The sequence below is a fragment of the Mycobacterium sp. genome (genome assembly GCF_002863225.1).
In the GTDB taxonomy this organism is placed as follows: Bacteria; Actinomycetota; Actinomycetes; order Mycobacteriales; family Mycobacteriaceae; genus Mycobacterium.
Genome location: NZ_PKEK01000022.1, coordinates 21238 through 43151, shown reverse-complemented (window position 1 = coordinate 43151; position 21914 = coordinate 21238). Strand labels below are relative to the sequence as shown.

The 21914-nt window shown below is 66.5% G+C and carries 22 protein-coding genes; 9 read left to right on the top strand and 13 right to left on the bottom strand.

All coding sequences use genetic code 11. The features are described 5' to 3' along the window. Positions 1-26 precede the first annotated feature (26 nt). Positions 27-1778, top strand: a complete 1752-nt coding sequence (locus CYU59_RS04645) for an NAD-binding protein (protein ID WP_292976400.1) — start codon at positions 27-29, stop codon at positions 1776-1778. Between the two features lie 3 nt (positions 1779-1781). On the opposite strand, the gene CYU59_RS04640 is transcribed toward CYU59_RS04645, so the two are convergent. Continuing rightward, complete coding sequence (locus tag CYU59_RS04640; protein WP_292976398.1) at positions 1782-2558, bottom strand: S-methyl-5'-thioadenosine phosphorylase; 777 nt, start codon at positions 2556-2558, stop codon at positions 1782-1784. Between the two features lie 38 nt (positions 2559-2596). Here CYU59_RS04640 and CYU59_RS04635 point away from each other — a divergent pair, with 38 nt between their 5' ends. Then, positions 2597-3472 (top strand): 1,4-dihydroxy-2-naphthoate polyprenyltransferase, encoded by an 876-nt coding sequence (locus CYU59_RS04635; RefSeq protein WP_292976396.1) that lies wholly within the window; start codon positions 2597-2599, stop codon positions 3470-3472. 9 nt (positions 3473-3481) lie between these two features. On the opposite strand, the gene CYU59_RS04630 is transcribed toward CYU59_RS04635, so the two are convergent. Further along, positions 3482-3799 carry an antibiotic biosynthesis monooxygenase gene (locus CYU59_RS04630; protein ID WP_292976393.1) on the bottom strand — a complete coding sequence of 106 codons (318 nt, stop codon included), beginning with the start codon at positions 3797-3799 and terminating at the stop codon, positions 3482-3484. 734 nt (positions 3800-4533) lie between these two features. Further along, complete coding sequence (locus tag CYU59_RS04625) at positions 4534-4848, bottom strand: DUF4229 domain-containing protein (RefSeq protein ID WP_292976390.1); 315 nt, start codon at positions 4846-4848, stop codon at positions 4534-4536. Positions 4849-4895: 47 nt separating this feature from the next. On the opposite strand from CYU59_RS04625, the gene CYU59_RS04620 reads away from it, so the two are divergent. After that, positions 4896-5057 carry a hypothetical protein gene (locus CYU59_RS04620; protein ID WP_292976388.1) on the top strand — a complete coding sequence of 54 codons (162 nt, stop codon included), beginning with the start codon at positions 4896-4898 and terminating at the stop codon, positions 5055-5057. Positions 5058-5091: 34 nt separating this feature from the next. Here CYU59_RS04620 and CYU59_RS04615 read toward each other — a convergent pair whose 3' ends face one another. The 8 genes from CYU59_RS04615 to CYU59_RS04580 form a co-directional block, all read right to left on the bottom strand. Continuing rightward, positions 5092-6372, bottom strand: coding sequence for an AAA family ATPase (locus tag CYU59_RS04615; RefSeq protein ID WP_292976385.1), 1281 nt, complete (start codon positions 6370-6372; stop codon positions 5092-5094). 98 nt (positions 6373-6470) lie between these two features. Next, positions 6471-7436 (bottom strand): c-type cytochrome biogenesis protein CcsB, encoded by a 966-nt coding sequence (gene ccsB, locus CYU59_RS04610; RefSeq protein WP_292976383.1) that lies wholly within the window; start codon positions 7434-7436, stop codon positions 6471-6473. Beyond that, positions 7433-8977: a cytochrome c biogenesis protein ResB gene (locus CYU59_RS04605; protein WP_292976581.1), complete on the bottom strand. Its 1545-nt coding sequence runs from the start codon at positions 8975-8977 to the stop codon at positions 7433-7435. The genes ccsB and CYU59_RS04605 overlap by 4 nt, the downstream gene beginning before the upstream one ends. A 47-nt stretch (positions 8978-9024) precedes the next feature. Further along, positions 9025-9789 carry a cytochrome c biogenesis CcdA family protein gene (locus CYU59_RS04600; RefSeq protein ID WP_292976380.1) on the bottom strand — a complete coding sequence of 255 codons (765 nt, stop codon included), beginning with the start codon at positions 9787-9789 and terminating at the stop codon, positions 9025-9027. Beyond that, positions 9786-10382, bottom strand: coding sequence for a TlpA disulfide reductase family protein (locus tag CYU59_RS04595; protein ID WP_292976377.1), 597 nt, complete (start codon positions 10380-10382; stop codon positions 9786-9788). Before CYU59_RS04595 ends, CYU59_RS04600 begins: the two co-directional genes overlap by 4 nt. Beyond that, positions 10379-10987, bottom strand: coding sequence for a histidine phosphatase family protein (locus CYU59_RS04590; protein ID WP_292976375.1), 609 nt, complete (start codon positions 10985-10987; stop codon positions 10379-10381). Before CYU59_RS04590 ends, CYU59_RS04595 begins: the two co-directional genes overlap by 4 nt. Beyond that, a complete protein-coding gene (hemL, locus tag CYU59_RS04585) occupies positions 10987-12297 on the bottom strand; it encodes a glutamate-1-semialdehyde 2,1-aminomutase (protein WP_292976579.1) in 1311 nt (436 codons plus the stop codon). The genes CYU59_RS04590 and hemL overlap by 1 nt, the downstream gene beginning before the upstream one ends. Positions 12298-12509: 212 nt before the next feature. Then, the gene (locus CYU59_RS04580) at positions 12510-12971 is read right to left on the bottom strand and encodes a hypothetical protein (protein WP_292976373.1); all 462 of its coding nucleotides are present in this window, start codon (positions 12969-12971) and stop codon (positions 12510-12512) included. Positions 12972-13146: 175 nt separating this feature from the next. On the opposite strand from CYU59_RS04580, the gene CYU59_RS04575 reads away from it, so the two are divergent. From CYU59_RS04575 to CYU59_RS04555, 5 genes are read left to right on the top strand one after another with little or no spacing between them, the layout of a single operon-like run. Continuing rightward, the gene (locus tag CYU59_RS04575; protein ID WP_292976370.1) at positions 13147-14220 is read left to right on the top strand and encodes an NAD(P)-dependent alcohol dehydrogenase; all 1074 of its coding nucleotides are present in this window, start codon (positions 13147-13149) and stop codon (positions 14218-14220) included. 51 nt (positions 14221-14271) lie between these two features. Next, positions 14272-14943 carry a maleylpyruvate isomerase family mycothiol-dependent enzyme gene (locus CYU59_RS04570; protein ID WP_292976368.1) on the top strand — a complete coding sequence of 224 codons (672 nt, stop codon included), beginning with the start codon at positions 14272-14274 and terminating at the stop codon, positions 14941-14943. Next, the gene (locus tag CYU59_RS04565) at positions 14943-16334 is read left to right on the top strand and encodes a mycothione reductase (RefSeq protein WP_292976365.1); all 1392 of its coding nucleotides are present in this window, start codon (positions 14943-14945) and stop codon (positions 16332-16334) included. The genes CYU59_RS04570 and CYU59_RS04565 overlap by 1 nt, the downstream gene beginning before the upstream one ends. After that, positions 16334-17737, top strand: coding sequence for a glucose-6-phosphate dehydrogenase (gene zwf / locus CYU59_RS04560; protein WP_292976362.1), 1404 nt, complete (start codon positions 16334-16336; stop codon positions 17735-17737). The genes CYU59_RS04565 and zwf overlap by 1 nt, the downstream gene beginning before the upstream one ends. After that, positions 17730-19535 (top strand): glycoside hydrolase family 15 protein, encoded by a 1806-nt coding sequence (locus CYU59_RS04555; RefSeq protein WP_292976359.1) that lies wholly within the window; start codon positions 17730-17732, stop codon positions 19533-19535. Before zwf ends, CYU59_RS04555 begins: the two co-directional genes overlap by 8 nt. Before the next feature lie 48 nt (positions 19536-19583). Here the strand turns inward: CYU59_RS04555 and CYU59_RS04550 are convergent, their stop codons facing one another. After that, positions 19584-19904 carry a hypothetical protein gene (locus CYU59_RS04550; RefSeq protein ID WP_292976356.1) on the bottom strand — a complete coding sequence of 107 codons (321 nt, stop codon included), beginning with the start codon at positions 19902-19904 and terminating at the stop codon, positions 19584-19586. Positions 19905-20175: 271 nt separating this feature from the next. Here CYU59_RS04550 and CYU59_RS04545 point away from each other — a divergent pair, with 271 nt between their 5' ends. Next, positions 20176-20571: a nitroreductase family deazaflavin-dependent oxidoreductase gene (locus tag CYU59_RS04545; RefSeq protein WP_292976577.1), complete on the top strand. Its 396-nt coding sequence runs from the start codon at positions 20176-20178 to the stop codon at positions 20569-20571. On the opposite strand, the gene CYU59_RS04540 is transcribed toward CYU59_RS04545, so the two are convergent. Beyond that, positions 20568-21914, bottom strand: coding sequence for an amino acid permease (locus CYU59_RS04540; RefSeq protein ID WP_292976354.1), 1347 nt, complete (start codon positions 21912-21914; stop codon positions 20568-20570). The genes CYU59_RS04545 and CYU59_RS04540 overlap by 4 nt on opposite strands.

The following is a 21914-nucleotide window of genomic DNA, read 5'->3' as shown; positions in this document are numbered from 1 at the left end:
AACCGGCACGAAGGCAGGGTGTGAGCATGCATCGCCACATCATTGTCAGCGGTGACGATTCGCTGGCGACCACGATCGCCGACGAGCTGAAGAACGCCGGCGCGACGGTGGTCCGGCTGGTCAACACCGAGGCCTCCGAAGCCGGCGTCGCGCGTGAGCTCACCCTGGCCGAGGTGTCGCACGCCCTGGCCGTCGTCTGCGCCGGCGACGACGACGCGGTGAACCTTGAAATCGCGTTGCTCGCAAGGAAAGCCAACCCCAACGTGCGCGTGGTCTCGAGGGTGGCCAACGACGTGCTGCGCGAAGCGGTGGCCAACGACAACGGCGCCGGCGCGATCCTCGACGTGGCCGAGATCGCCGCGCCGGCGGTCGTCGAGGCCTGTCTGTCGCAGGCGACCCACGATTTCGACGCCGCCGGGCTGACCTTCCTCGTCTCCGGCAAGACCGCGTCGCGCGAGGCGACGCTGCGCGAGCTCTACGGCGACCTCGCGCCGGTGGCGATCATCCACGGTGACAACTCCCCCGACCCCGGTGAGCTCGAGATCTGCCCCGGCCGCGACCGGCGGGTGCATGCCGGCGACTGGACGATGATGATCGGCACCGCCGACGAGTTGGCCGCGCAAGGCATCAAGGTCCCCGGCTCGTCGCGCTCGCGGTCCCGCCGTACCGTCGTCCGGCGGATGGTCGACGTGGTTCGCGGGGTGGTCAACGACTTCAACCCGACGTTCTACCCCGTCGTCGGCGCGACGTTGATGGTGCTGATCACCGCGACGTTCGTGCTGCGGTTCGGCTACCGTCCACCGCCCAAGATGGGCTGGGTGGACGCGTTCTACTTCACCATCGAGACGATGACCACCACCGGTTACGGCGACTTCAGCTTCGTCAACCAGCCGACCTGGCTACGCACCTTCTCCACGCTGCTGATGTTCAGCGGCGTGACCACCACTGCCCTGCTGGTGTCCTTCGTCGCCGATGTATTGCTTTCTCGCCGTTTCGTTTTCGCGTCAGCGCGGCCACGGGTCGGGCATCTGCGCAACCACATCGTGGTGGTCGGGCTCAGCGGCCTCGGCATGCGCGTCATCAAGGACCTGGTCGGCGCCGGGCACGACGTCGCCGTCATCGAACAGGACGAGGAGAATCGCTTCCTGTCCGCCGTCCGCGACCTCGACGTGCCGGTCATCTTCGGCGACGCCACGCTGCGCCAGACCCTGCAGTCGGCTCGGGTCGACCGCGCGCGGGCGGTCGCGGTGCTGACCCGCAACGACATGATCAACATCGAGACCGGCATCGTGCTGGCCGAGATGCTCGGCAAGAAGACGGCGACCCGCGAGCACTGGACCGACATCCCGCTGGTGCTGCGGGTCTACGACCGAACGCTGGGTTTCGCTGTCGCCCAGCGGTTCGGCTTCGAGAACGTCCGCTCCACCGTCGAATTAGCGGTGCCGTACTTCATCGGCGCCGCCATCGGCCTGCAGGTGCTGGGCACGTTCTCGGTGGGTCAGAGCTCGTTCGTGGTGGGCGAAATGCAGGTCGCCGCGGGCAGCGAGCTGGACGGGCTGCGGATGTTCGAGCTGTCCACCAAGGCCCGGGTCATCGCGATCGTGACCTCCAACGGATTGCTCAAGCTGCACCCGCGCCGCGACGCCCGCTTGCACGCCGACGACACCGTCTACCTGGTCGGCCCCTATCGGGAGTTGATCGAGACCCTGCGACGCGGACGTCCACCCCGCCAGCCCGGCGCCGACGACGAGCGCAAGCCCGCGGCCCGGGTGGGCTGACCGCTACCCCTCGTCGAACGGGTTCGGCATCCCGGTGTGCGACAGACACTCCTGACAGGAATGCTCGGTGGCCACCCGGCCGATCGCTTCGCGGACGAGCTTTTTGAACGGCTCGATGTTCTTGGCGAAGACGTCGATTACCTCGTCGACCTTCACGCCACCGCCGGCCTCGATCCCGGCGTCCAGGTCGGTTACCAAAGCGATTGCTGCGTAGCAGATTTCGAGCTCGCGAGCCAGAACCGACTCGGGGTAGCCGGTCATGTTGATCAGGGTGAAGCCGGCCGCGGCGAACCACCGACTCTCCGCCCGGGTGGAAAACCGCGGACCCTCGATCACCACCATGGTGCCGCCGTCGACGACCTCCGGCAGACCGGTCGCCGCGGCGCGCAACGTCGGGCAGTACGGGTCGGCGAAGGCCACGTGCGCCGCGCCGGAATCGAAGTAGGTGTCGGCGCGATGACGGGTGCGGTCGACCAATTGATCGGGCACCACCACGCTTCCCGGGCCATGGTCCGGGGTCAGGCTGCCGACCGCGCACGGCGCGAAGACCTGTCGGACACCGAGCGAGCGCAGCGCCCACATGTTGGCCCGATAGGGCACCTTGTGGGCGGGATAGCGATGGTCGACGCCGTGCCGAGGCAGGAACGCCACCTCGTGCTCCCCGATGGCGCCGACCGTCAGCGGGCCGCTGGGCTCGCCGAACGGCGTGTCCAGGCTGACGCTGCGGGCCGCCGAGTCGAAGAAGCTGTAGAAGCCGCTGCCGCCGATCACTCCAAGCATCTATGCATTGTCGAGCACGCGCATGGAACGATCACAGGGTGGCCAGTCTTTCGCAGTGGATCGCCGGTGCGCGACCGCGAACACTCCCCAACGCCGTCGCCCCCGTCATCGCCGGCACCGGCGCGGCCGCCTGGCTGCACTCCGCCGTCTGGTGGAAGGCATTGCTGGCGTTGGCCGTGGCGGTCGCGTTGATCATCGGGGTCAACTTCGCCAACGACTACTCCGACGGCATTCGCGGCACCGACGACAACCGGGCCGGCCCGCTGCGCCTGGTGGGCTCGCGACTGGCCGCGCCGCGGTCGGTCCTGCTGGTGGCCGTGGCGAGCTTGGCCGTGGGTGCGGCGGCCGGGCTGGCGCTGGCGCTGACGAGCGCGCTGTGGCTGGTCGCGGTCGGTGCGCTGTGCATCGCCGGAGCCTGGTTGTACACCGGCGGCTCGAAGCCCTACGGCTACGCGGGTTACGGGGAGGTCGCCGTCTTTCTGTTCTTCGGTCTGGTCGCGGTGCTCGGCACCCAGTACACCCAGGCATTGCGGGTGGACTGGGTCGGCGCGGTGCTGGCGGTGACGACGGGGGCGCTGTCGTCGGCGGTGCTGGTGGCCAACAACTTGCGCGACATCCCGACCGATGCCGAGTCCGGCAAGATCACGTTGGCAGTCCGCTTGGGCGACAAGGGAACACGCGTCTTCTACCAGCTGCTGCTGGCCGCCGCCGCGGTGTTGACCCTGGCGCTGACCGCGGCGACGCCGTGGTGCGCGCTGGGCCTGCTGGCAACGCCGCTGGCGGTTCGGGCCGCGAAGCCGGTGCGTACCGGGCAGCGAGGGCCCGCGCTGATCCCGGTGCTGCGCGACACCGGCCTGACGATGCTGGTCTGGTCGATCGCCGTGGCGGCGGCGTTGGGCGTAACGGCGGCCTGAGGGCGTTCGTCAACGTTCGAGTGTGTATACGACGTCATAAAGCCCGGGGTGCGCCTCCCCGTGCTCGGCGTTGCGCTCCAGGAAACCTTCGCGCCGAAGCCGATCGATCACTGCCAGCGCGGCGTCGAGGCTATCGCTTTGGGCGTAGTTCACCACGCGGGTTCCATCGTGGCTCCTGTGCAGGCTCGCCGACAACCAACCGGGTGTTGCGCTGGCGAACTGTGCACCTTCACGAAGTGAGTCGATCAGTTTTTGCGGATCACCACCGGTTACCGTGAAAGTGTTGATTTGAGTGACGATTCCGGCGTTTGTTCGAATTAATGGCATGTCGGCCTCCTGTCAGGGCACAGCCGGCCGGAAATGGACGCATGTGCTGCGAGCGCGCTCAAGCCGCCGACGCGTCTGCGCCAGTGCTTGCCGCGGGTCCGCTGCGCGGAACGGAGCTTCCTGTGGAAGGGAGCGGGCTTACCGGTGCCTCTCCTGGTCCTTTTCGACGCTTAGACGTTACTGAGTGAGTGCGAAGTCACGCAACCTCGAGCCGCCCTCTCCCGCATGTTGACCACCACCGCCCGTAATCGCGCGGTGTAGACGTGCTCGGCGATCACCCGATGGCCGATTTCTCGCCGCTGCGCAAGATGCCCAGCAGCAGATGCTCGCAGCGGATCTCGGTGTCCTAGTACGCCAGCGCTTCCCGCAGCGCAAGCTCCTGCACCTTCTTGGCCCCGTGGCTCAACGACATCTGCCTTCGGGAGCGGCGACAACGACCCGAGCGAGACGACGCTCTGGCGAAAGCTTCGTCGCCGAAGGTGCGCGACACACTGTCGCGGACCACCCCCAGGTCGATGCAGCGCGCGCACCGCGCGTAAATCCATCGCCGGGTTGGCGCTGCCCGCAGCGTCTGCGACAAGCCCGGGCGACAGGTCGGACAATTCGCCCACGAGGGCCAAGTCAACTCGGCAATCACACAGCGTCAAGCAACGAGGAAACCTGACCGGATTGGAACGCGTTCGCTCTGCGGACAGGGCGGGCAATGTCGACGTATCGCCGCCCTCACCGCAGCCTTAATGCGGGTCGGGCGGCTCTTCGCCTCGCAGCCGGGCCTGCAGTTGTTCGCGGTCCTGGCGGCGGCGGGCGGTGGCTTCTTCCAGGCCGGCGGTGGCCCGTCGTCGCAGCGGGGCGAACAGCCACATGCCCAGCGGCATCGCGATGATCAACGCGAAAAGCAATGCGACGACGATGGGAAACTCGTGCACCCCGAGCGCGCGACCGATCCCGTAGATCGCGCCGGCCAGCGCGGCCACCAATGCCAGGCGGGCCACGACGTAGAACACGACGCTGAGAACCGCGCGACCCACCGACCTCTGTGCGTTTGACACAGTGCGAGCCTAGGTCGCCGCGTATATTCGGACCAAGGAGGTGTTGAGTGCTTTATCTGCTCCTGGTCTTTCTTCTCGGATCACTGATCTACGTCGGCTGGCGCGCGGCACGCGCGCAGATGAGCCGGCCGAAGAGCCGCGTCATCGGCCCTGACGACGATCCGGACTTCCTCTGGCGGCTCAGTCACGGCGACAACAACCCGCGCTGACGCTCGAGCCTGACGGCCCTGCGTCGTCCTCCCGTCAGATGAAGTGCTCGTTGGAGCGGCGCTGATCGTTCGGAAAGCCGTCTGCGACAACAGCTGCCAGCTCGATCAGCGCTTCCCGGGTCTCCCGCTTCAACAGGTCGAGATTGATCTCGGCGCCTTCTTCGAGGTGCGGGTCGAACGGCACCAGGCGCACCGCCCGGCAGCGCCGGGAGAAATGGTCGACCACTTTCTGCATGTCGACCTTGCCGGAACGCGGGCGTACCGCGTTGATCACCGCGATGGAATTGCTGACCAGCTCTTCGTGGCCGTGCGCGTCGAGCCAGTCCAAGGTCGCCGACGCGCTGCGAGCGCCGTCGATCGAACCCGAACTCACCACGACTAGCGCGTCAGCCTTCTCCAGCACCGCCGTCATCGCGGAGTGCAGCAACCCGGTGCCGCAATCGGTGAGCACCAGACCGTAGAACCGCTCGAGAATCTCCAGCGTCTGCGCGTAGTCCTCGGCGCTGAAGGCCTCCGACATCGCCGGATCGCTTTCGGAGGCAAGCACTTCCAGTCGGCTGCGGCCCTGCGAGGTGTAGCTGCGGACGTCGCTGTAGCGCTCGATGCCGTCGGCGTCGCGCAGCAGGTGGCGCACGGTGGCCGGGGTTTCCAGCGGCACCTTCTGGCTCAGCGTGCCGCGATCGGGGTTGGCGTCCACGGCCACCACCCGGTCACCCCGGATCGAGGCGAAGGTCGCGCCCAGGGTGGCGGTGACGGTGGTCTTGCCGACGCCGCCTTTCAGCGAGAGCATCGCGATCCGGTAGCACCCGCGCAGCGGTCGGTTCACCTGGACGGTGAGGTCGTTGTAGCGGATCGTGCGCTGGCTCTCGCCGACGTTGATCAGCTGGCCGGACAAGCGGTAGAGCCACCGGCGCCAGCCCTCCGCCGGCGCGGGCTTGACCTGGCGCAGCAAGGTGCTGGTGGACAGCTCCGGGTATCGCGACGGCGGCAGGTTGGGCTGCTGTTGCGCCGGTTCGAACGCGGGAGGCGGGCCGCCGTAGTTTCCGTAGACCCGGCGCGGCGCATCGTTGGCCTCGACGACGCGGGGCAGCCCCTGGTACGGCGTCTCGGCCCAGGCGCGCGGTTCGACGCGGGTCTCCGGCATGGGCGCGTTCTGTGTCGGTCCCTCGCCGAAGCGGCGTTCGGTCCGGAATCCGGTGAACGCCCGGGTCGGCGGCTCGGGAGCCGGCGGTGGCGGCGCCTGCGGCGGCAGTTCGGTCGTCGGATGCTCTCCGCGACGGCCCGTATTCGGGTCATGCGTCGGATGGTCAGACACGTGAAATATCCCCTCGGTGCGACGCTCGGGTCGCTATCGACGAACAGTTCTGGTCATCGAACATATCGCAGGGCCTTGTGAATGCCTGTGAGCTGCAGTTATCCAACTCCGGCATAGGAGTGCAGCCCGACAGTGACCAAGTTGACGAAGAACAGGTTGAACACCATCGCCACGAATCCGACCACGTTGATCCAGGCGGCTTTGCGGTCCCGCCAGCCGGCCGTCGACCGGGCGTGCAGGTAGGCGGCGTAGACCACCCACGCGATGAAGGCGACGGTTTCCTTGGGGTCCCAGCCCCAGTACCGGCCCCAGGCTTCCTCAGCCCAGATCGCACCGAAGATGACCCCGAAACCGAACACCGGGAAGCCGAAGATCGTGGTTCGGTACGCGATCCGATCCAGTGTCTGCGCGTCGGGCAGCCGCTGGACCAGCTGGGCCAACCCGCCCGGGGTGTCCGGCTCGCCGAGCCGCGACGTGCGCAGCAGGAACAGGATGCTGGCCACCCCGGCCACCATGAACACCCCGGAACCCAGGCTGACCACCGACACGTGAATCGGTAGCCAGTACGACTGCAGCGCGGGCATCACCGGCGCCGCGTTGGTGTAGAGCCAGCGTCCGGACACCGTCAGCAGAATCAGCACCGGCAGCAGCAGGAAGACCCAGAGCGGACGGTATTGCGGCTTGCGCAGCACGATTGCCCCGGCGATCAGCCCGCAGAAGCAGGTCAGGTTGATGAATTCGTACATGTTGCCCCACGGCACCCGCTGGGTGGCCAGACCGCGCAGCACGATGCATGCGAACAGCAGTCCGATCCCGGCGTAGACCAGCAGCAGCCCGGCCCGCCCGACGCGCTCGTCGACCGGGCGGCGCGGGGTCTCGGCCACCACGCCGGGGGTTGCGCTGTCAGCCCCCACCCCGACCAGCTCGCGATCGCGGTCACGGCTGCGGGTGTAGGCGAGTTCGACGGCCAACAGCAGCAGCGCGACCACCATGATCACCACCGCGGAGGTGAATGCCCAGTCGGAGTTGCGCGCCAGCCCGATGTGGACGTGCGTCGTGTTCATGGGGTGCTCCTTCCGGTGGCGATCGGCTCGGCAGCCGAGACCGTCAGCCCGTTTTCGAGGCGCTCGACCAGCCGCTCGAACTCGTCGCCCCAGCCTGCGTTGTCGGTCCGCGCCAAACCGCCTACCTGGACATTCACGCTACTCGGCGTTTCGGTCTGCAGCCGAACCCAGATCCTTCGCCGACGTACCAGCAACGACACCACCAGCCCCGCCATCATCGCCATCGCCGACACCAGCACCCAGATCTGGCCCGGGTCGTGGGACACCTGCAGGTTGACGAACGGCACAGCGCCGTCGAAGCGGACGATGGTGCCCGCCGCCGGCCCCTGGTCGATGCGGACCTGCTGCCCGACCCGCAGGTTCACCCGCGCGGCCCGGTCGATGCGGTGCTGGTCGATCAGACGCGGGTCGAGGGTGTACAGCGACTGCGGGCGGCCGCTGTCCAGGCCGGTGTCGCCGGTGTAGATGTCGACGGCGACGGCCGGTGCGATCAGCGCCGGGAAGCTCGACGACAGCAGCTTGCCGTCGAGTTGCTCCGTCGGGGCCAGCAAGCCGGTGATGGCGATCTGATGTCTGCGACGTTCGGCCGGGTCGGGGTAGCTGCCGGCGGGCGGGTCGATGCGGGCGACGCCGGAGGACAGCAGCGTGGTGGCGTTGTCAGGGCGCCACTGCACGGTCGAGGTGCGGACCTGCCCATCCGGGTAGACGACGCTGAACGTCGGCGCGTAGCCGTGGCCCTGCAGGTAAACCCGGTCGCCGCCCACCCGCAACGGGTGGTTGACCTCGAGCCGGTAGGGCCGCCAGCTGCCGGCGGTCAAGTCGCGACCGGACTGGTAGTCGATGTCGGCGGCAAACGACGTCGCCTGTCCGGACGGCAGGTATTTGGCCTTGAAGTCGTTGACCCGCAGGCAGATCGGATGCAGCGACGTGCCGTCGACGGTGTTGCCGGCCCGGAACGAGTCGAATGCGGCGGGCGATGCCGAGCAGAAGCCGGGTCCGCCGTCGGCGATGACGACGACGTTGCCCTCGTAGCCGAACAGCTTGCCGGCGGCCACCGCGACCAGCAGACCGAGCAGCGAGAAGTGGAAGACCAGGTTGCCGAATTCGCGCAGATAGCCTTTCTCGGCGGAGATTTCGATGCCCTCGCCGCGACGGACGGTGGTGCGCCAGCCGCGCAACCGCTCGGTGATCGTGGTGGCGATCTCGTCGGCGTCGCCGGTGACAGTGGCGACGGCGTGCTTGGGCAGCCGCGTCAGGTTGCGGGGCGCCGGCACCGGTGTCGCGCGCATGCTCCGGGCGTGCTCGATCATCCGCGGGGTGAGGCAGCCCAGCAGCGAGATGAACAGCAAGGTGTAGATCGCGGTGAACCAGAAGCTGCCGAACACGTTGAACGCCTGCACTTTGTCCAGCAGCGGGCCGAGTTTCGGGTGCGAGGCCAGGTAGTCGTCGACCTTGCCGGCGTTGAGGCTGCGCTGCGGCAGCAGCGCCCCCGGCATCGCGCCGAGCGCCAGCAGGAACAGCAGCACCAACGCGGTGCCCATCGAGGTCAGAGCGCGCCAGGTGTTGCGGGCGTAGGCAAGTGGCCGGCTCAAATCGGCAACCTCACATCCGAGACGAACCCGTCGCGCAGCCAGGAGACGAACTCGTTCCATCCGCCGCTGACCAGCGCGACACCCACGGCGATCAGCAGGACGCCGCCGAAGATCTGCAACCCTCGGGTGTGCCGGCGCAGCCAGCCGAGACCTGCGACGGCCGATGCCGAGCCGAAAGCCAACAGCACGAACGGAATTCCCAACCCGAGGCAGTAGGCGATCACCAGCACGATTCCCCGGGCCACGCTGGCGCCGTCGGTGGCCGACGCGACGCTGACCACACCGGCCAGAGTCGGGCCCAGACACGGCGTCCACCCCAGCGCGAACACCGCACCCAGCAGCGGTGCGCCGGCCAACGTCGACAGTTGCCGCGGCGCGAAGCGGAACTGGCGTTGCAGCGCGGGGACATAACCCACGAACACCAACCCCATCACAATGGTGATCACACCACCGACCCGTTGCAGCACAAGCTGATTGGTGATCAGCGAGGTCGTCATCCCCAGCACCGCGACGGTGCCGAGCAGGAACACCACGGTGAACCCGACGACGAACAGCGCCGCCGATCCCGCGACCCGCCACCGAGCCCGCGCCGCGGCGTGATCGGCCTCGTCGACACCCACCACCGCCGCCAAGTACGACAGATAGCCCGGCACCAGCGGCACCACGCAGGGTGATGCGAACGACACCAGGCCGGCCAGCACCGACACCGCCAGGGCCAGCAAAAGCGGTCCGGCGGTGGCAGTTTCAGTGAACCCGCTCACTTCTCGGCCGCGATTCGTTGCACCACCGGCTGCAGATCCTCGGCCAGCAGCTCGCGCAGGAACACCGCGGCCACCCGATGGCTGCGGTCCAGCACCAGGGTGGACGGGATGACCGACGTCGGGTATTTGCCGCCGAACGCGATCATCGTGCGCATCGCCGGGTCGTAGATCGACGGGAAGGTCATCTTGCGGTCTTTGACGAAGTCCTGGGCGGCCTCGCGGTTGTTGTCGCGAACGTCGATGCCCAGCATCGACACCCCGTTGCCGCGGGTGGCGTCGTACACCTGTTGCAGCGCCGACGCCTCGGCGCGGCACGGCCCGCACCACTGCCCCCACACGTTGATCACCACGACCCGTCCGGCGAAGGGGCCGGCGGGGTCGTCGACCGAGATCATCCGCGCCGGGTCCATCAGTTCCGGTCCGCTGATCGGGCCGGGCCGGCCACGGTGGTCGGGCGGGTCGTAGAGGATGTCGGTTTTGCCTCCGGGAGAGACGAATTCGAAGGTGCCGCCCTGCGCGACAGCGTCGTCACCGGTGGAGCAGCCGACCAGTAGACCGGCCGCCACCGCGGCGACGAACGCCAGCTTGGTCAACTGAGTACCGGCTCGCTGTACTGCACGTCGATCAGCCGATCGCCGTCGAAGACCAGCGACGTCACCGAGCCCACCGCGCACTCGCGGCGGCGCGGGTCGTGCCACAGCCGTTTTCCGGTCAGCGAGAGTCGGCCCGTCCACACCGGGAGCTGATGGCTGACGCAGACGGCCTCGTGCCCGCTGGCCCGCGCCCTGGCCTTGTCGATCGCGGTGGTCATGCGGGCCGCGATCTGCTTGTACGGTTCGCCCCACGACGGGGTGAACGGGTTGCGCATCTGCCACCAGAATCGCGGGTCGCGCCAGGCGCCGTCGCCGGGACTGACCCGCCTGCCCTCGAAGAAGTTGGCCGACTCGATCAGGTCGGGGTCGGTGTCCACCGTCAGGTTGTGCTTGGCCGCGATCGGCGCGGCGGTCTCCTGTGCCCGTTGCAGCGGCGAGGCGATCACCGCGACGATGTCACGGCCGGCCAGGGCGTCGGCGGCCGCCTGAGCCTGTCGATTTCCCTTGTCGGACAAGCGGAATCCCGGCAGTCGACCGTAGAGGACACCGTCGGGGTTGTGCACCTCGCCGTGACGGATCAGGTGAACGCGGGTCTGCTCGGCCATCAGGGCGTGGTCTCCTCGGCGGTGGCTTCTGCGGCTCTCCGCGCCGCAAGGGGCAGCGCGTCCGCGATCCGGTCGAAGGCGTCGTCGTCGAGCGCCGCCGAGACGAACCACGCCTCGAAAGCGCTACAGGGGGGATACACGCCGCCGTCGAGCAGCGCATGGAAGAACGGCGCGAAGCGCCAGGTCTCACTACTGCGGGCGGACGCAAAGTCGGTGACCGGCGCGTCGCCGAAGAACACGCTGAGCATGTTGCCGGCTCGCGGAATCCGGTGTGGCACACCAGCCTCGGTCAGCGCTCCGGACAGCAGGCCGGCCAGCCGGTCGGCATTGGTATCGAGCGCGGCGTACACCTGCTCGTCGGCCGCACGCAGTGTGGCCAAGCCGGCGGCCACGGCGACGGGATTGCCGGACAGCGTGCCGGCTTGATACACCGGCCCCAGCGGAGCAAGCCGCTGCATCACTTCCGCGCGACCGCCGAAGGCCGCGGCGGGCAGTCCGCCGCTCATCACCTTGCCGAAGGTGAACAGGTCGGCGTCGACGGGATCGACTCCATACCAACCACTTCGGCTGATCCGGAATCCGGTCATCACCTCGTCGACGATCAGCAGCGCGCCGTGCGCGCCGGTGATCTCCTTCAGCCCGGCATTGAAGCCCGCCACGGGCGGCACGACGCCCATGTTGCCGGGGCTGGCCTCGGTGATCACCGCGGCGATCTGGTCGCCGAACTTCTCGAAGGTGTCGCGCACCGCATCGATGTCGTTGTACGGCAACACAATCGTGTCCGCCGCGGTCGCACCGGTGACTCCGGGCGTGGACGGCAGACCCAGCGTCGCCACACCCGAGCCGGCGTCGGCCAGCAGCGCGTCGACGTGGCCGTGGTAGCAGCCGGAGAACTTGACGATCTTCGCGCGGCCGGTGAACCCGCGGGCCAGCCGGACCGCGCTCATGGTGGCCTCGGTGCCGGAGTTGACCAGCCGGATCAGGTCAACCGGCGCCACCCGGTCGATGATCTCGGTGGCCAGTTCACTTTCGGCCGGGGTCGGCGCCCCGAAGGACAGCCCCTTGGCCGCGGCGCGGGTGACGGCGTCGACCACCGACGGGTGCGCGTGGCCGAGGATCATCGGCCCCCAGGAGCAGACCAGGTCGACATAGCGATTGCCGTCGGCGTCGGTCAGCCAGTAACCGTTGGCTTCGGTGATGAAGCGGGGGGTTCCGCCGACCGCGTTGAACGCCCGCACCGGCGAGTTCACCCCGCCGGGAATGACCGCGCTGGCGGCGTCGAACAGCTTGGACGAGACGTCCGTGGGCAGCGACGATGCGGGCTGCGACGCGGCCCGAGAAGAAGCCGCGCCAGCTGGGCGAGGCGGCGACGATGCGAGCTTCGATGCGGCCCGGGAAGAAGCCGCGCCAACTGGGCGATCCACGTACTCCAGTGTCCCAGCTGTCGAGACCGTGTCGACTACAGGGTGTAGTTGTTCACCCGAGCGATCCGTCACACCAGACCCGCGGCGGGCCGCTGCGTCTATTCGTGGACGTAGCCACCGGCGACTTCGGCGACCGAACAGGGCGCCGGCCGGGTCAGACATGCCAGCCGACGCTCTTCGGCGACGATCGCGGCGGCTTTGGCGTCGAAAGCCGCTTGCTCGAGCTCACGGCGGCAGAAGTCGGCGATGATCAAGCCATAAGCCCTGGTACACCACGTCACGACCGACTCGTCGTCGCTGGCTTCGGCCGCGGCCATCAGCACCGCGTGCAGCCCCTCCAACTCGGCGGCCGTCAGGGATTTCAACGAACACGGGGTGTCACCGGCATCTTCGACGCGCGCTCCGGTGGTGACCGAGACCAGGCGGATCAACAACGCGTCCGACACGGCGGAGGCCCAGCACGCCAGACCCGGATGTCGCGACTGAGACAGCTGGGCGCAGATCCCGAGCAATGTGGAGGTGGCTTGTTCGGGCAAACCGTCGACGGTCGGATGCGTCATTGTGATCCTCCTCATACTTGTGAACAGGTATTCGGAGCACACGTGCGCTTGGACGGACGGGGTTTCCAAGTAGCTGCTCACAGTTTGAGGCAGCCGCAGGACGGGAATTGTCTCGGTCGTCCGCGAAGGCCGCTCGGCAGGCCAGGCGTCTGGACACGACCCCAAGGAGTTGCCTGTGCCCGCCAATCTCGGTTACGCCGCCCCCGATGCGAAGAGCCCGCTAGCGCCGATGGAATTCGACCGGCCTCCGGTGGGACCGGAGGATGTACGGATCGAGATCAAGTTCTGCGGAATTTGTCACTCCGACGTTCATCAAGCTCGCGACGACTTCGACTCGTCGCTGGCCACGAACTATCCCTGCATGCCCGGACACGAGATCGTGGGAATCGTCAGCGACGTCGGCGATGACGTGACTCGTCACGCCGTCGGCGATCGGGTGGGAGTGGGCTGCCTCGTCTACTGGGGAGACGAGAGTCAGAAGGGCAAGGGCGACGAGCAATATCAAGATCCCCCAGCGGTTTTCACCTACAACGCCAAGGATCCCCGCACTGGTGACATCACCTTCGGTGGCTATTCCGACTCTATCGTCGTCGACCAGCACTTCGTCTTGCGCATTCCCGACGCGCTCGCGCTGGAGAAAGCCGCGCCCTTGCTGTGCGCGGGAGTCACGACCTGGTCACCGCTGCAGCACTGGGACGTCGGGCCCGGCAAGACCGTCGCCGTCGCGGGAACGGGCGGGCTCGGGCATATCGCGATCAAGCTGGCCAAGGCCCGCGGTGCCGATCAGGTCATCGCGCTCACCACCAGTCCCGGTAAACGAGATGCGTTGTTGGAGTTGGGCGCCGACGATGTCGTCGTCATGTCCGACGACGATCAACTCGGCGATCACGCCAGCTCGATCGATTTCATTTTGTCGACCATTCCGGCCTCGTTCGACATGAAGCCGTACGTCGCGCTGCTCAAGCACGACGGGGCGTTGGTGAGCGTGGGGATGCTCGAGGCGACTCAGGCTGACGCGATCAACTTCGCCGAGGTCTCCGTCAAGCGGGTGACAATCGCCGGCTCGTTCATCGGCAGCATCGAAGAGACCCAAGAGGTCCTCGATTTCAGCGCCCAGCACGGGGTCGACCCGGAGATCCGCGTCATCGACGCCGAATCGATCAACGATGCGTTCGACGACATCGCCGACAACGACGTCGCTTTTCGCTACGTCATCGACAACTCGACCTTGCCCACATCCGGCAACTGAACAGCCTGCGCGGCAACAACTTCGCCGCAGTCAATCAGGTAGGAGAATGATATGGACGCGCTTGAACAATGGACCCAGGCTCAAGACCGGGTGATCGATCTCGTGGCAGATCTCGACACCGCTGCCGCCAACAGGGCGGTACCGGCCTGTCCAGACTGGACGGTCCAGCAGTTGCTCGCACACATGATCGGCTTGGACGCCGACGTGCTGGCCGGTGACGAGCCCGACGATCACAACAGCGACTGGACACAGCGGCAGGTGCGCGAGCGGACCGACCGCAGCCTTTCCGAGCTGCTCGATGAATGGCGTTCGCTGCGCGCGCCTCTCGTCGAGTGGATGCAGCAGAACAACACCCGCCCGCTCGGTGACATCGTTATCCACGAACAGGATCTCCGCGGGGCCCTCGGGCGCAGCGGTGGACAGCACACGCCGGCGCAGGCGGCCATTCGCGACATGTTCGTCCAGAAGTTCAGCGACGCCGTCGCTCAACTCGAACCCATAGCGTTGGTGGGTGATTCGTGGACCTGGGCCTCCCGTGGCGGAGTCGACGACGCTGAGGTCGTCGTCACGGCAACGGACTTCGATCTCGCCAGATCGCTGGTGTCGCGCCGCTCCGAAAAGCAACTGCGCGACTGGACGACGCGCGGCGACATCTCCCCTTATCTCGACAGCTTTCAAACCCTGGGTCCGCTACCGGACGACGATCTCACCGAGACGTTCTGATGACCACGACGACACACCACGACCTCGTCGTCATCGGCAGTGGTTCGGGCAACATGGTGACCGACGATTCGTTCAAGAATCTCGACGTCGCCATCATCGAGGACCGGCGGGTCGGAGGAACCTGCCTCAATTTCGGTTGTATCCCCTCGAAACTGCTCGCCTACACCGCTGAAGTAGCTGAAACCGTCACCAGTGCCGGCTCTTTCGGCGTTGACGCCGATCTCCGATCGATCAACTGGGTCGAGGTGCGCGACCGCGTGTTCGGTCACACCGATCACGTGTCGGACGGCGGGCGTCGCGGCCGGGAGAAGTCCGACTGGATCACGCTGTATGCCGGTCACGCCCGCTTCACCGGGCCGCGCCAACTCTCAGTCGACACAGAAGACGGGCAGTCGACAGTGATCACCGCCGATCGCATCGTGATCGCCTGCGGCGGAAGGCCGGTCGTTCCCCCGGTGGTCGCCGAGTCCGGCCTGCCCTACGAGACGTCGGACACCGTGATGCGGGTCGACGCGCCGCCGAAGCGACTCGCCGTGTTGGGCGGTGGGTACATCGCAGCCGAACTCGCGCGCGTTTTCGCCACTGTCGGCAGCCACATCACCATCATCGAGAGGGGTGAGCACTTACTCGGTGGACCGCAGGACGACGACATCCGGGTCGCCTTCACCGATCTGATGGCGCAGCGCCACGACCTGCGACTCGGCACCGAACTCACCGAATTATCCGGCACCCCGGGCGACTTGCTGCTGACTCTGGACGACGGCAGCACCGTACAGGCCGACATGCTGCTGGTCGCCAGCGGCCGCACCTCCAACGCCGATCGGCTGGACGTCGATGTGGCCGGCATCGAGACCCACGACAGTGGCCGCATCAAAGTCGACGAATTCTGTCGCACCTCGGTCGAGGGCATCTTCGCCCTTGGCGACGTCAGTACGTCCGTGCCGCTCAAGCATGTCGCCAACCGCGAAGCCGAAGTGGTGGCCCACAACCTGCACAACCCGAACGACCTGCGCCGGGTCGACCTCGACCATGTGCCGTCGGCGGTGTTCACCGACCCGCAAATCGCATCGGTAGGCCGTACCGAGCGGGATTGTCGCGATGCAGATGTCAAATACGTTGTGGGAAAAGTCGATTACAGCGATGTCGCCTACGGATGGGCGTTGCAGGACGACACCGGCTTCTGCAAGGTGATCGTGGACGAGGACACCGACCTGGTACTCGGTGCGCACATCATGGGACCGCAGGCGTCCACCCTGATCCAGACACTGGTCCTGGCCATCGAATTCGACATCACCGCGACCGACCTGAGTCGGCGGCCATTCTGGATACATCCGGCGTTGACCGAAGTCATCGACAACGCGCTGCGTAACATCGAGCCAAAGGCGGCGTGATGACATCGACCCCTCAGGTATTCGTTCTCTTCGGAGCACGAGGAGATCTGGCCCGTCGCAAACTGTTTCCCGGCTTGTACCGGCTCGCCAAGGCCGGTCGCCTGCCCGAGGACTATGTGGTGATCGGTTCGGGTCGCCACGCGCCGGATTCCGACGACGAATTCCGCGATTCCGTGCGGTCTGCCCTGGATGAATTTGTCGACGACGTCGACGACGCGATCGCAGAGGAGTTCCTGGGTCGGCTGTCGTTCACGGCCTCCAGCGCCGATGACGGTAGCGATCTGGCCGAGGCGGTGCGGGCGGCCCGCGACCGCCTCGGTGACGAATCACGCACGCTGATATACCTTTCCGTGCCGCCGGATGCGATGCAGCCGATGATCGGCATGCTCGCGGAGCAGGATCTGACTTCCGATGCGCGGGTCGTGGTCGAGAAGCCCTTCGGAACCGACCTGGAATCTTCTCGTGAACTCGACGCGGCATTGAAGGAGGTGCTCAGCGAAGAGCAGATTTTCCGGATCGACCACTTCCTGGGCAAGGAAGCCGTACAGAACATTCTGGCGCTGCGATTCGCCAACGATGGTGTGATCGAACCACTCTGGAACTCAACACATCTGGAGTCCGTTCAGATCGACGTTCCCGAATCCGGTGGCATCGAAGGCCGCGGCGCGTTCTACGAGTCGACCGGCTGCTTCCGCGACATGATCTCGACGCACCTCGCTCAAGTGCTGGGTTTCATCGCGATGGAGCCCCCCGCGAGCCTCGACTCGGTAGCGGTTCGTGACGAAGTCGCGCGCGTCTTCGCCGCGCTCCAACCGTTCGACCCGGACCGGACTGTTTTCGGACAGTACGACGGCTACCGCGCCGAAGACGATGTGTCTGACGAGTCGACGGTCGAGACGTTCGTTGCGCTCGAGGCCGTCGTCGATACCGAACGCTGGCGCGGCACTCCGTTCTATCTGCGCACCGGTAAAGGTCTTGCCGACACTCGCCGCACCGTCACATTGACCTTCCGCGGGCAAAAGACGAGCTATTTCGGCGACGAGGCACGCAACCCCAACAAACTCGTGTTGGAACTCAGCGACTCCCCCAGCGTCCAGTTCGGCCTGAACGCAAAGCGGCCCGGTCCCGAGCTCGACGTCATGGGGGTGCACATGCTGCTCGACGTCGCCGAGCAGGATCCCGAGGACACCCCTCTGGAGGCCTACGAGCGGTTGTTGTTGGACGTCATGCGCGGTGATCAACTGCTGTTCACCCGCGCCGACGAGGTCGACCGCATCTGGCAGGTGTGCCAACCGATCCTCGACGCGCCACCGCAGACCATCCCCTACGACCAAGGCACCTGGGGACCGGACGAGGCGGGCACGCTGCCCGGCCCGTCAGGGTGGCACCTACCTGATGAGTGAGCGTCGGCTGAGCATTGCCGATCACGGCCTCATCGGCGACATGCGTACCTGCGCGCTGGTGGGCACGGATGGCACCATCGACTGGTTCTGCGTCCCCCGCTTCGATTCGCCGAGCGTTTTCGGCGCGATCCTCGACGAGGACGACGGCGGCAGTTGGCGGTTGAGCCCGATCGGCGACGTGACCCGGACTCAGCAGTTCTACCGCCCCGACACCGCCGTCCTGATCACCCGCTTCCTGACTCCACACGGAGTGACCGAGGTCAACGATTTCATGCCGGTGGCCCCGGACGGCGCCGGCGGCGACCGGCAACGGCTTGTTCGCCGCGTTCGTGGCGTGCGCGGAACCGCGGACCTGCGGATGGAACTGGATGCACGGCCCGACTACGCACGGGAGTCGTGTGCCGTCGAATCCCTCAGTGACACAAGCGTCGTGCTGACCGGCGGTGGGGTCAGACTCAGCCTTTCGGCCACCGTCCCGCTGACCGTCGACGGCGACACAGTGACAGCCGACGTTCATCTCTCGCGGGGCGAGACCGCTCGCTTCGTCCTCGAAGTCCTGGCCGACGGGGAAGAGCCCTCCGCGGACGGACTCTGCTCCACCGACACTCTTTTCGAGAGTACGAATTCCTTCTGGCGGCAATGGATTTCGAAGTCCAACTACGTCGGCCGGTGGCGCGAGACGGTGCACCGCTCGGCCATCACGCTCAAACTACTCACGCACTCACCCAGTGGCGCGGTGATCGCGGCCCCCACCGCGAGCCTGCCTGAGCTCATCGGCGGCGAACGAAATTGGGACTACCGCTACGTCTGGATGCGCGACGCGGGATTCACCTTGTACGCGTTGCTGCGCCTGGGCTTCGTCGACGAGGCGCAGTCGTTCATCCGGTGGCTGTCCGAACGATTGGGCACCGCCCACGGGGCCGACGGAGAGCTGGGGCCGCTGCGGGTTCTCTACGACATCGATGGCAATCTCCCGGACGAGTTCGAGCTCAAACACCTTTCCGGACATCGTGATTCCAAGCCCGTACGGATCGGCAACGCGGCCGCCGACCAGCTGCAGCTCGACATCTACGGCGACCTGATCGACTCGATCTATCTGTTCAACAAGTACGGCCCGGGCATCAGCGACGCGGCGTGGCGCGACGTGGTCAGCGTCGTGAACTGGGTGATGAACAACTGGGACCGGGAGGACGCCGGAATGTGGGAGGTGCGCGGTGAGACGCGCGCGTTCACCACGTCACGGCTGATGTGCTGGGTGGCCTTGGAACGCGCCATCCGCGTTGCCCGCCAGCGGGGCTTACCGGGTGACATCGTGGCGTGGTCGCGCGCCCGCGACGAGATCTACGAGCGCATCATGACCCGCTGCTACAACACCGAGAAAGAATCGTTCACCCAAACGGAGGACGGTGACGAGCTCGACGCGGGAGCGCTGCTCATGCCGATGGTGAAGTTCTTGTCACCCGCCGATCCGAAATTCCTCAACACTCTGAAAGCCATTGAGCGGGAACTGGTTACCGACAGTCTGGTCTTCCGATACGACCCCGAAAGCGATGGCTTGGACGGCGAGGAGGGCACCTTCTCGATCTGCTCGTTCTGGTACGTCGAAGCGCTCACTCGCACCGGTCGGCTGGCGGACGCGCAACTGGCCTTGGAAAAGATGTTCACCTACGCCAACCACGTCGGGCTGTACGCCGAACAGGTCAGCGCGACGGGCGATCAGGTGGGCAACTTTCCGCAGGCTTTCACCCATCTGGCATTGATCAGCGCGGCAATCAACCTCGATGACGCCCTGAAATAGCGGCGGCCGCTCCTCAGCGCTCGAGCCAACTCGGGCCGACCGGAGAGCTCAGGTTGCCTCGCACGCGAGGCGGCGCTCCTCGTCGATGATGGCCGCGGCCTTCGCATCGATCGCAGCCTGGGCGTACAACCGCTGATAGGACTCGGCCACGATCAGCTGGTCGGTCCGTGTGCACCAGTCGGCGAAGTCGTTGTCGCCGCTGACTGCCCCCGCCGCTACGGCCTGACGGAGTTCGGCAAGTTCCGCGGTGGTCCGGTCAGCCAGCTCAGCGCGAGAAATCGAGCCAGTCGAGTCCGACAGCCCCCGGTAGGCGCCGAACAAACTCGTCACGGCCTCGCCCGGTGTTCCCTCGACGTGTAGATCAGTCATTGTGTCCCCCCACCCCTAATGGGCCCGCCCGTTGGGTGGGTGACCCGCCCAAGCAGGCAATACCGCGCGGTGCTGTGGCCCGTGTCACATATATTGACCCCTGTACGGCTGGTTAAACACAAATACTTAACCAATTAAGTCCCTTTTAGTCTCACCAGTCACGCTGGCCTCAGACGGTCCGGGCGGACGCGTCATTCCGCCGTCTGGCGTCGTCGATAACGGCCCCGGGAAGTTCTTGAGGCGGCCCATGCAATGGGAGTTGGATGACGGTATGCAACTACCGCAACGACTCGCCCGATTCAACCGGCACGTCACCAACCCGATTCAGCGAATCTGGGCGGGCTGGGCCCCGTCCTTCGGCATCCTCGAACATGTCGGCCGGCGCTCCGGCAAGGCCTACCGCACCCCGCTGACGGTCTTCAAAGCGGAGGTCGACGGCAAGCCCGGCGTGGCAATCCTGCTGACCTACGGCCCGGATCGCGACTGGCTGAAGAACCTCAACGCCGCGGGCGGGGGCCGCATGCGCCGCCACGGCAAGACTTTCGGCGTCGCCAATCCGCAGACCGTCAGCAAGGAGCAGGCGGCGTCGCACGTCGGCGGCGCGGCGCACCGCGTCTTTGCCCGACTGCCGTTCGAGCAGGCTGTGCTGCTGACCAAGACGGGCTAATCCGACCGGGCCGCAACGCGTTTGGTGATGAAATACAGCCCGACTGTGACCGCCCAGGACAGCAGGCTGAGCCAGAACTGCACGCGGGCGTCCGCATCGAACGCCATCTGCACCAGCACCGCGGCGATACCCGCCACCGTCAAAATCGACAGCACCGGGAAGAACCACATCTTGACGCGCAGCTTTCCGGGCGGCGTCTTGCGGCGTAATACGATCTGCGACAACGCAATCAGCAGGTAGACGAGCAACACGACGGCGCCCGAGGAGTTGAGCAGGAACTGGAACACGGTGTCCGGAGCGACCGCGGCCATGATGACGCAGAGAAAACCCACCAGCGACGAGCCCACGATCGCCAGGTAGGGCACGCCGCGTCCGCTGACCTCGAGCAGGCGGGCCGGCGCCTCGCCCTGCCGGGCCAGCACGAACAGCATTCGAGACGCCGAATACAGGCCGGAGTTCAGACACGACAGCACCGCTGTCAGCACCACCGCGTTCATCAGGTGGTCCGCACCCGGGATGCCCATCTGCTTCAATGCCGCGACGAACGGCGAGGCGCCGGGCTGCAACGAGTTCCATGGCAGGACGATCGTCAGCAGAAAGACCGATCCGACGAAGAAAATCGCGATACGTGCGGCCACCGCGTTGGTCGCCCGCCGAATGGCCCGCTCCGGGTCGGCCGTCTCGGCGGCGGCGATGGTCGCGATCTCGGCGCCGACCATCGAGAAGATCACCACCACAATGGCACCGACCGCGCCGTGAATTCCGTTGGGGAGGAATCCATCATGCGACGTCAGGTTGGAGAGGTCGGCATGCCGGTTCGGCCACAGCCCGAACGAGCACGCCGAGCCGAGTAGCAGGAATGCCACGATGGCCGCGACTTTGATTCCGGCGAACCAGAATTCGAACTCGCCGTACGACGAGACCGAGAACAAGTTGGTCGCCGTCATCAGCACCATCAACAACAGCGACAGCAACCACAGCGGCGCGGGAAACCAGTAGGTGATGACCTTCGCCCCGGCAACCGCCTCGAAACCGACGACGATCACCCAGTAGTACCAATACATCCAGCCCACCGAGAAGCCCGCCCAGCCGCCCAACGCTTCTCGGGCGTACTCCGCGAAGGACCCCGTCGAGGGATTCGCGGCGGCCATCTCGCCGAGCATCCGCATGACCAGGATGATCAGCAGGCCGCACACCGCGTAGGTCAGGAACGCCGCGGGGCCGGCCTTGCCGATGACGACGCCGGAGCCGACGAAGAATCCGGCGCCGATGATGCCGCCGACGGCGATCATCGTGAGCTGGCGCTGCGACAACCCCTGGCGCAGTTGCGGTGTGGTGCTCAT

Coding starts and splice junctions, on each gene's coding strand:
- CYU59_RS04545 (WP_292976577.1), top strand. CDS start 20,176: ATGCAACTACCGCAACGACTCGCCCGATTCAACCGGCACGTCACCAAC.
- CYU59_RS04555 (WP_292976359.1), top strand. CDS start 17,730: ATGAGTGAGCGTCGGCTGAGCATTGCCGATCACGGCCTCATCGGCGAC.
- ccsB (WP_292976383.1), bottom strand. CDS start 7,436: ATGAACACGACGCACGTCCACATCGGGCTGGCGCGCAACTCCGACTGG.
- CYU59_RS04590 (WP_292976375.1), bottom strand. CDS start 10,987: ATGGCCGAGCAGACCCGCGTTCACCTGATCCGTCACGGCGAGGTGCAC.
- CYU59_RS04565 (WP_292976365.1), top strand. CDS start 14,943: ATGACCACGACGACACACCACGACCTCGTCGTCATCGGCAGTGGTTCG.
- CYU59_RS04570 (WP_292976368.1), top strand. CDS start 14,272: ATGGACGCGCTTGAACAATGGACCCAGGCTCAAGACCGGGTGATCGAT.
- CYU59_RS04645 (WP_292976400.1), top strand. CDS start 27: ATGCATCGCCACATCATTGTCAGCGGTGACGATTCGCTGGCGACCACG.
- CYU59_RS04605 (WP_292976581.1), bottom strand. CDS start 8,977: ATGGGCACCGCGTTGGTGCTGCTGTTCCTGCTGGCGCTCGGCGCGATG.
- CYU59_RS04580 (WP_292976373.1), bottom strand. CDS start 12,971: ATGACGCATCCGACCGTCGACGGTTTGCCCGAACAAGCCACCTCCACA.
- zwf (WP_292976362.1), top strand. CDS start 16,334: ATGACATCGACCCCTCAGGTATTCGTTCTCTTCGGAGCACGAGGAGAT.
- CYU59_RS04640 (WP_292976398.1), bottom strand. CDS start 2,558: ATGCTTGGAGTGATCGGCGGCAGCGGCTTCTACAGCTTCTTCGACTCG.
- CYU59_RS04630 (WP_292976393.1), bottom strand. CDS start 3,799: ATGCCATTAATTCGAACAAACGCCGGAATCGTCACTCAAATCAACACT.
- CYU59_RS04540 (WP_292976354.1), bottom strand. CDS start 21,914: ATGAGCACCACACCGCAACTGCGCCAGGGGTTGTCGCAGCGCCAGCTC.
- CYU59_RS04550 (WP_292976356.1), bottom strand. CDS start 19,904: ATGACTGATCTACACGTCGAGGGAACACCGGGCGAGGCCGTGACGAGT.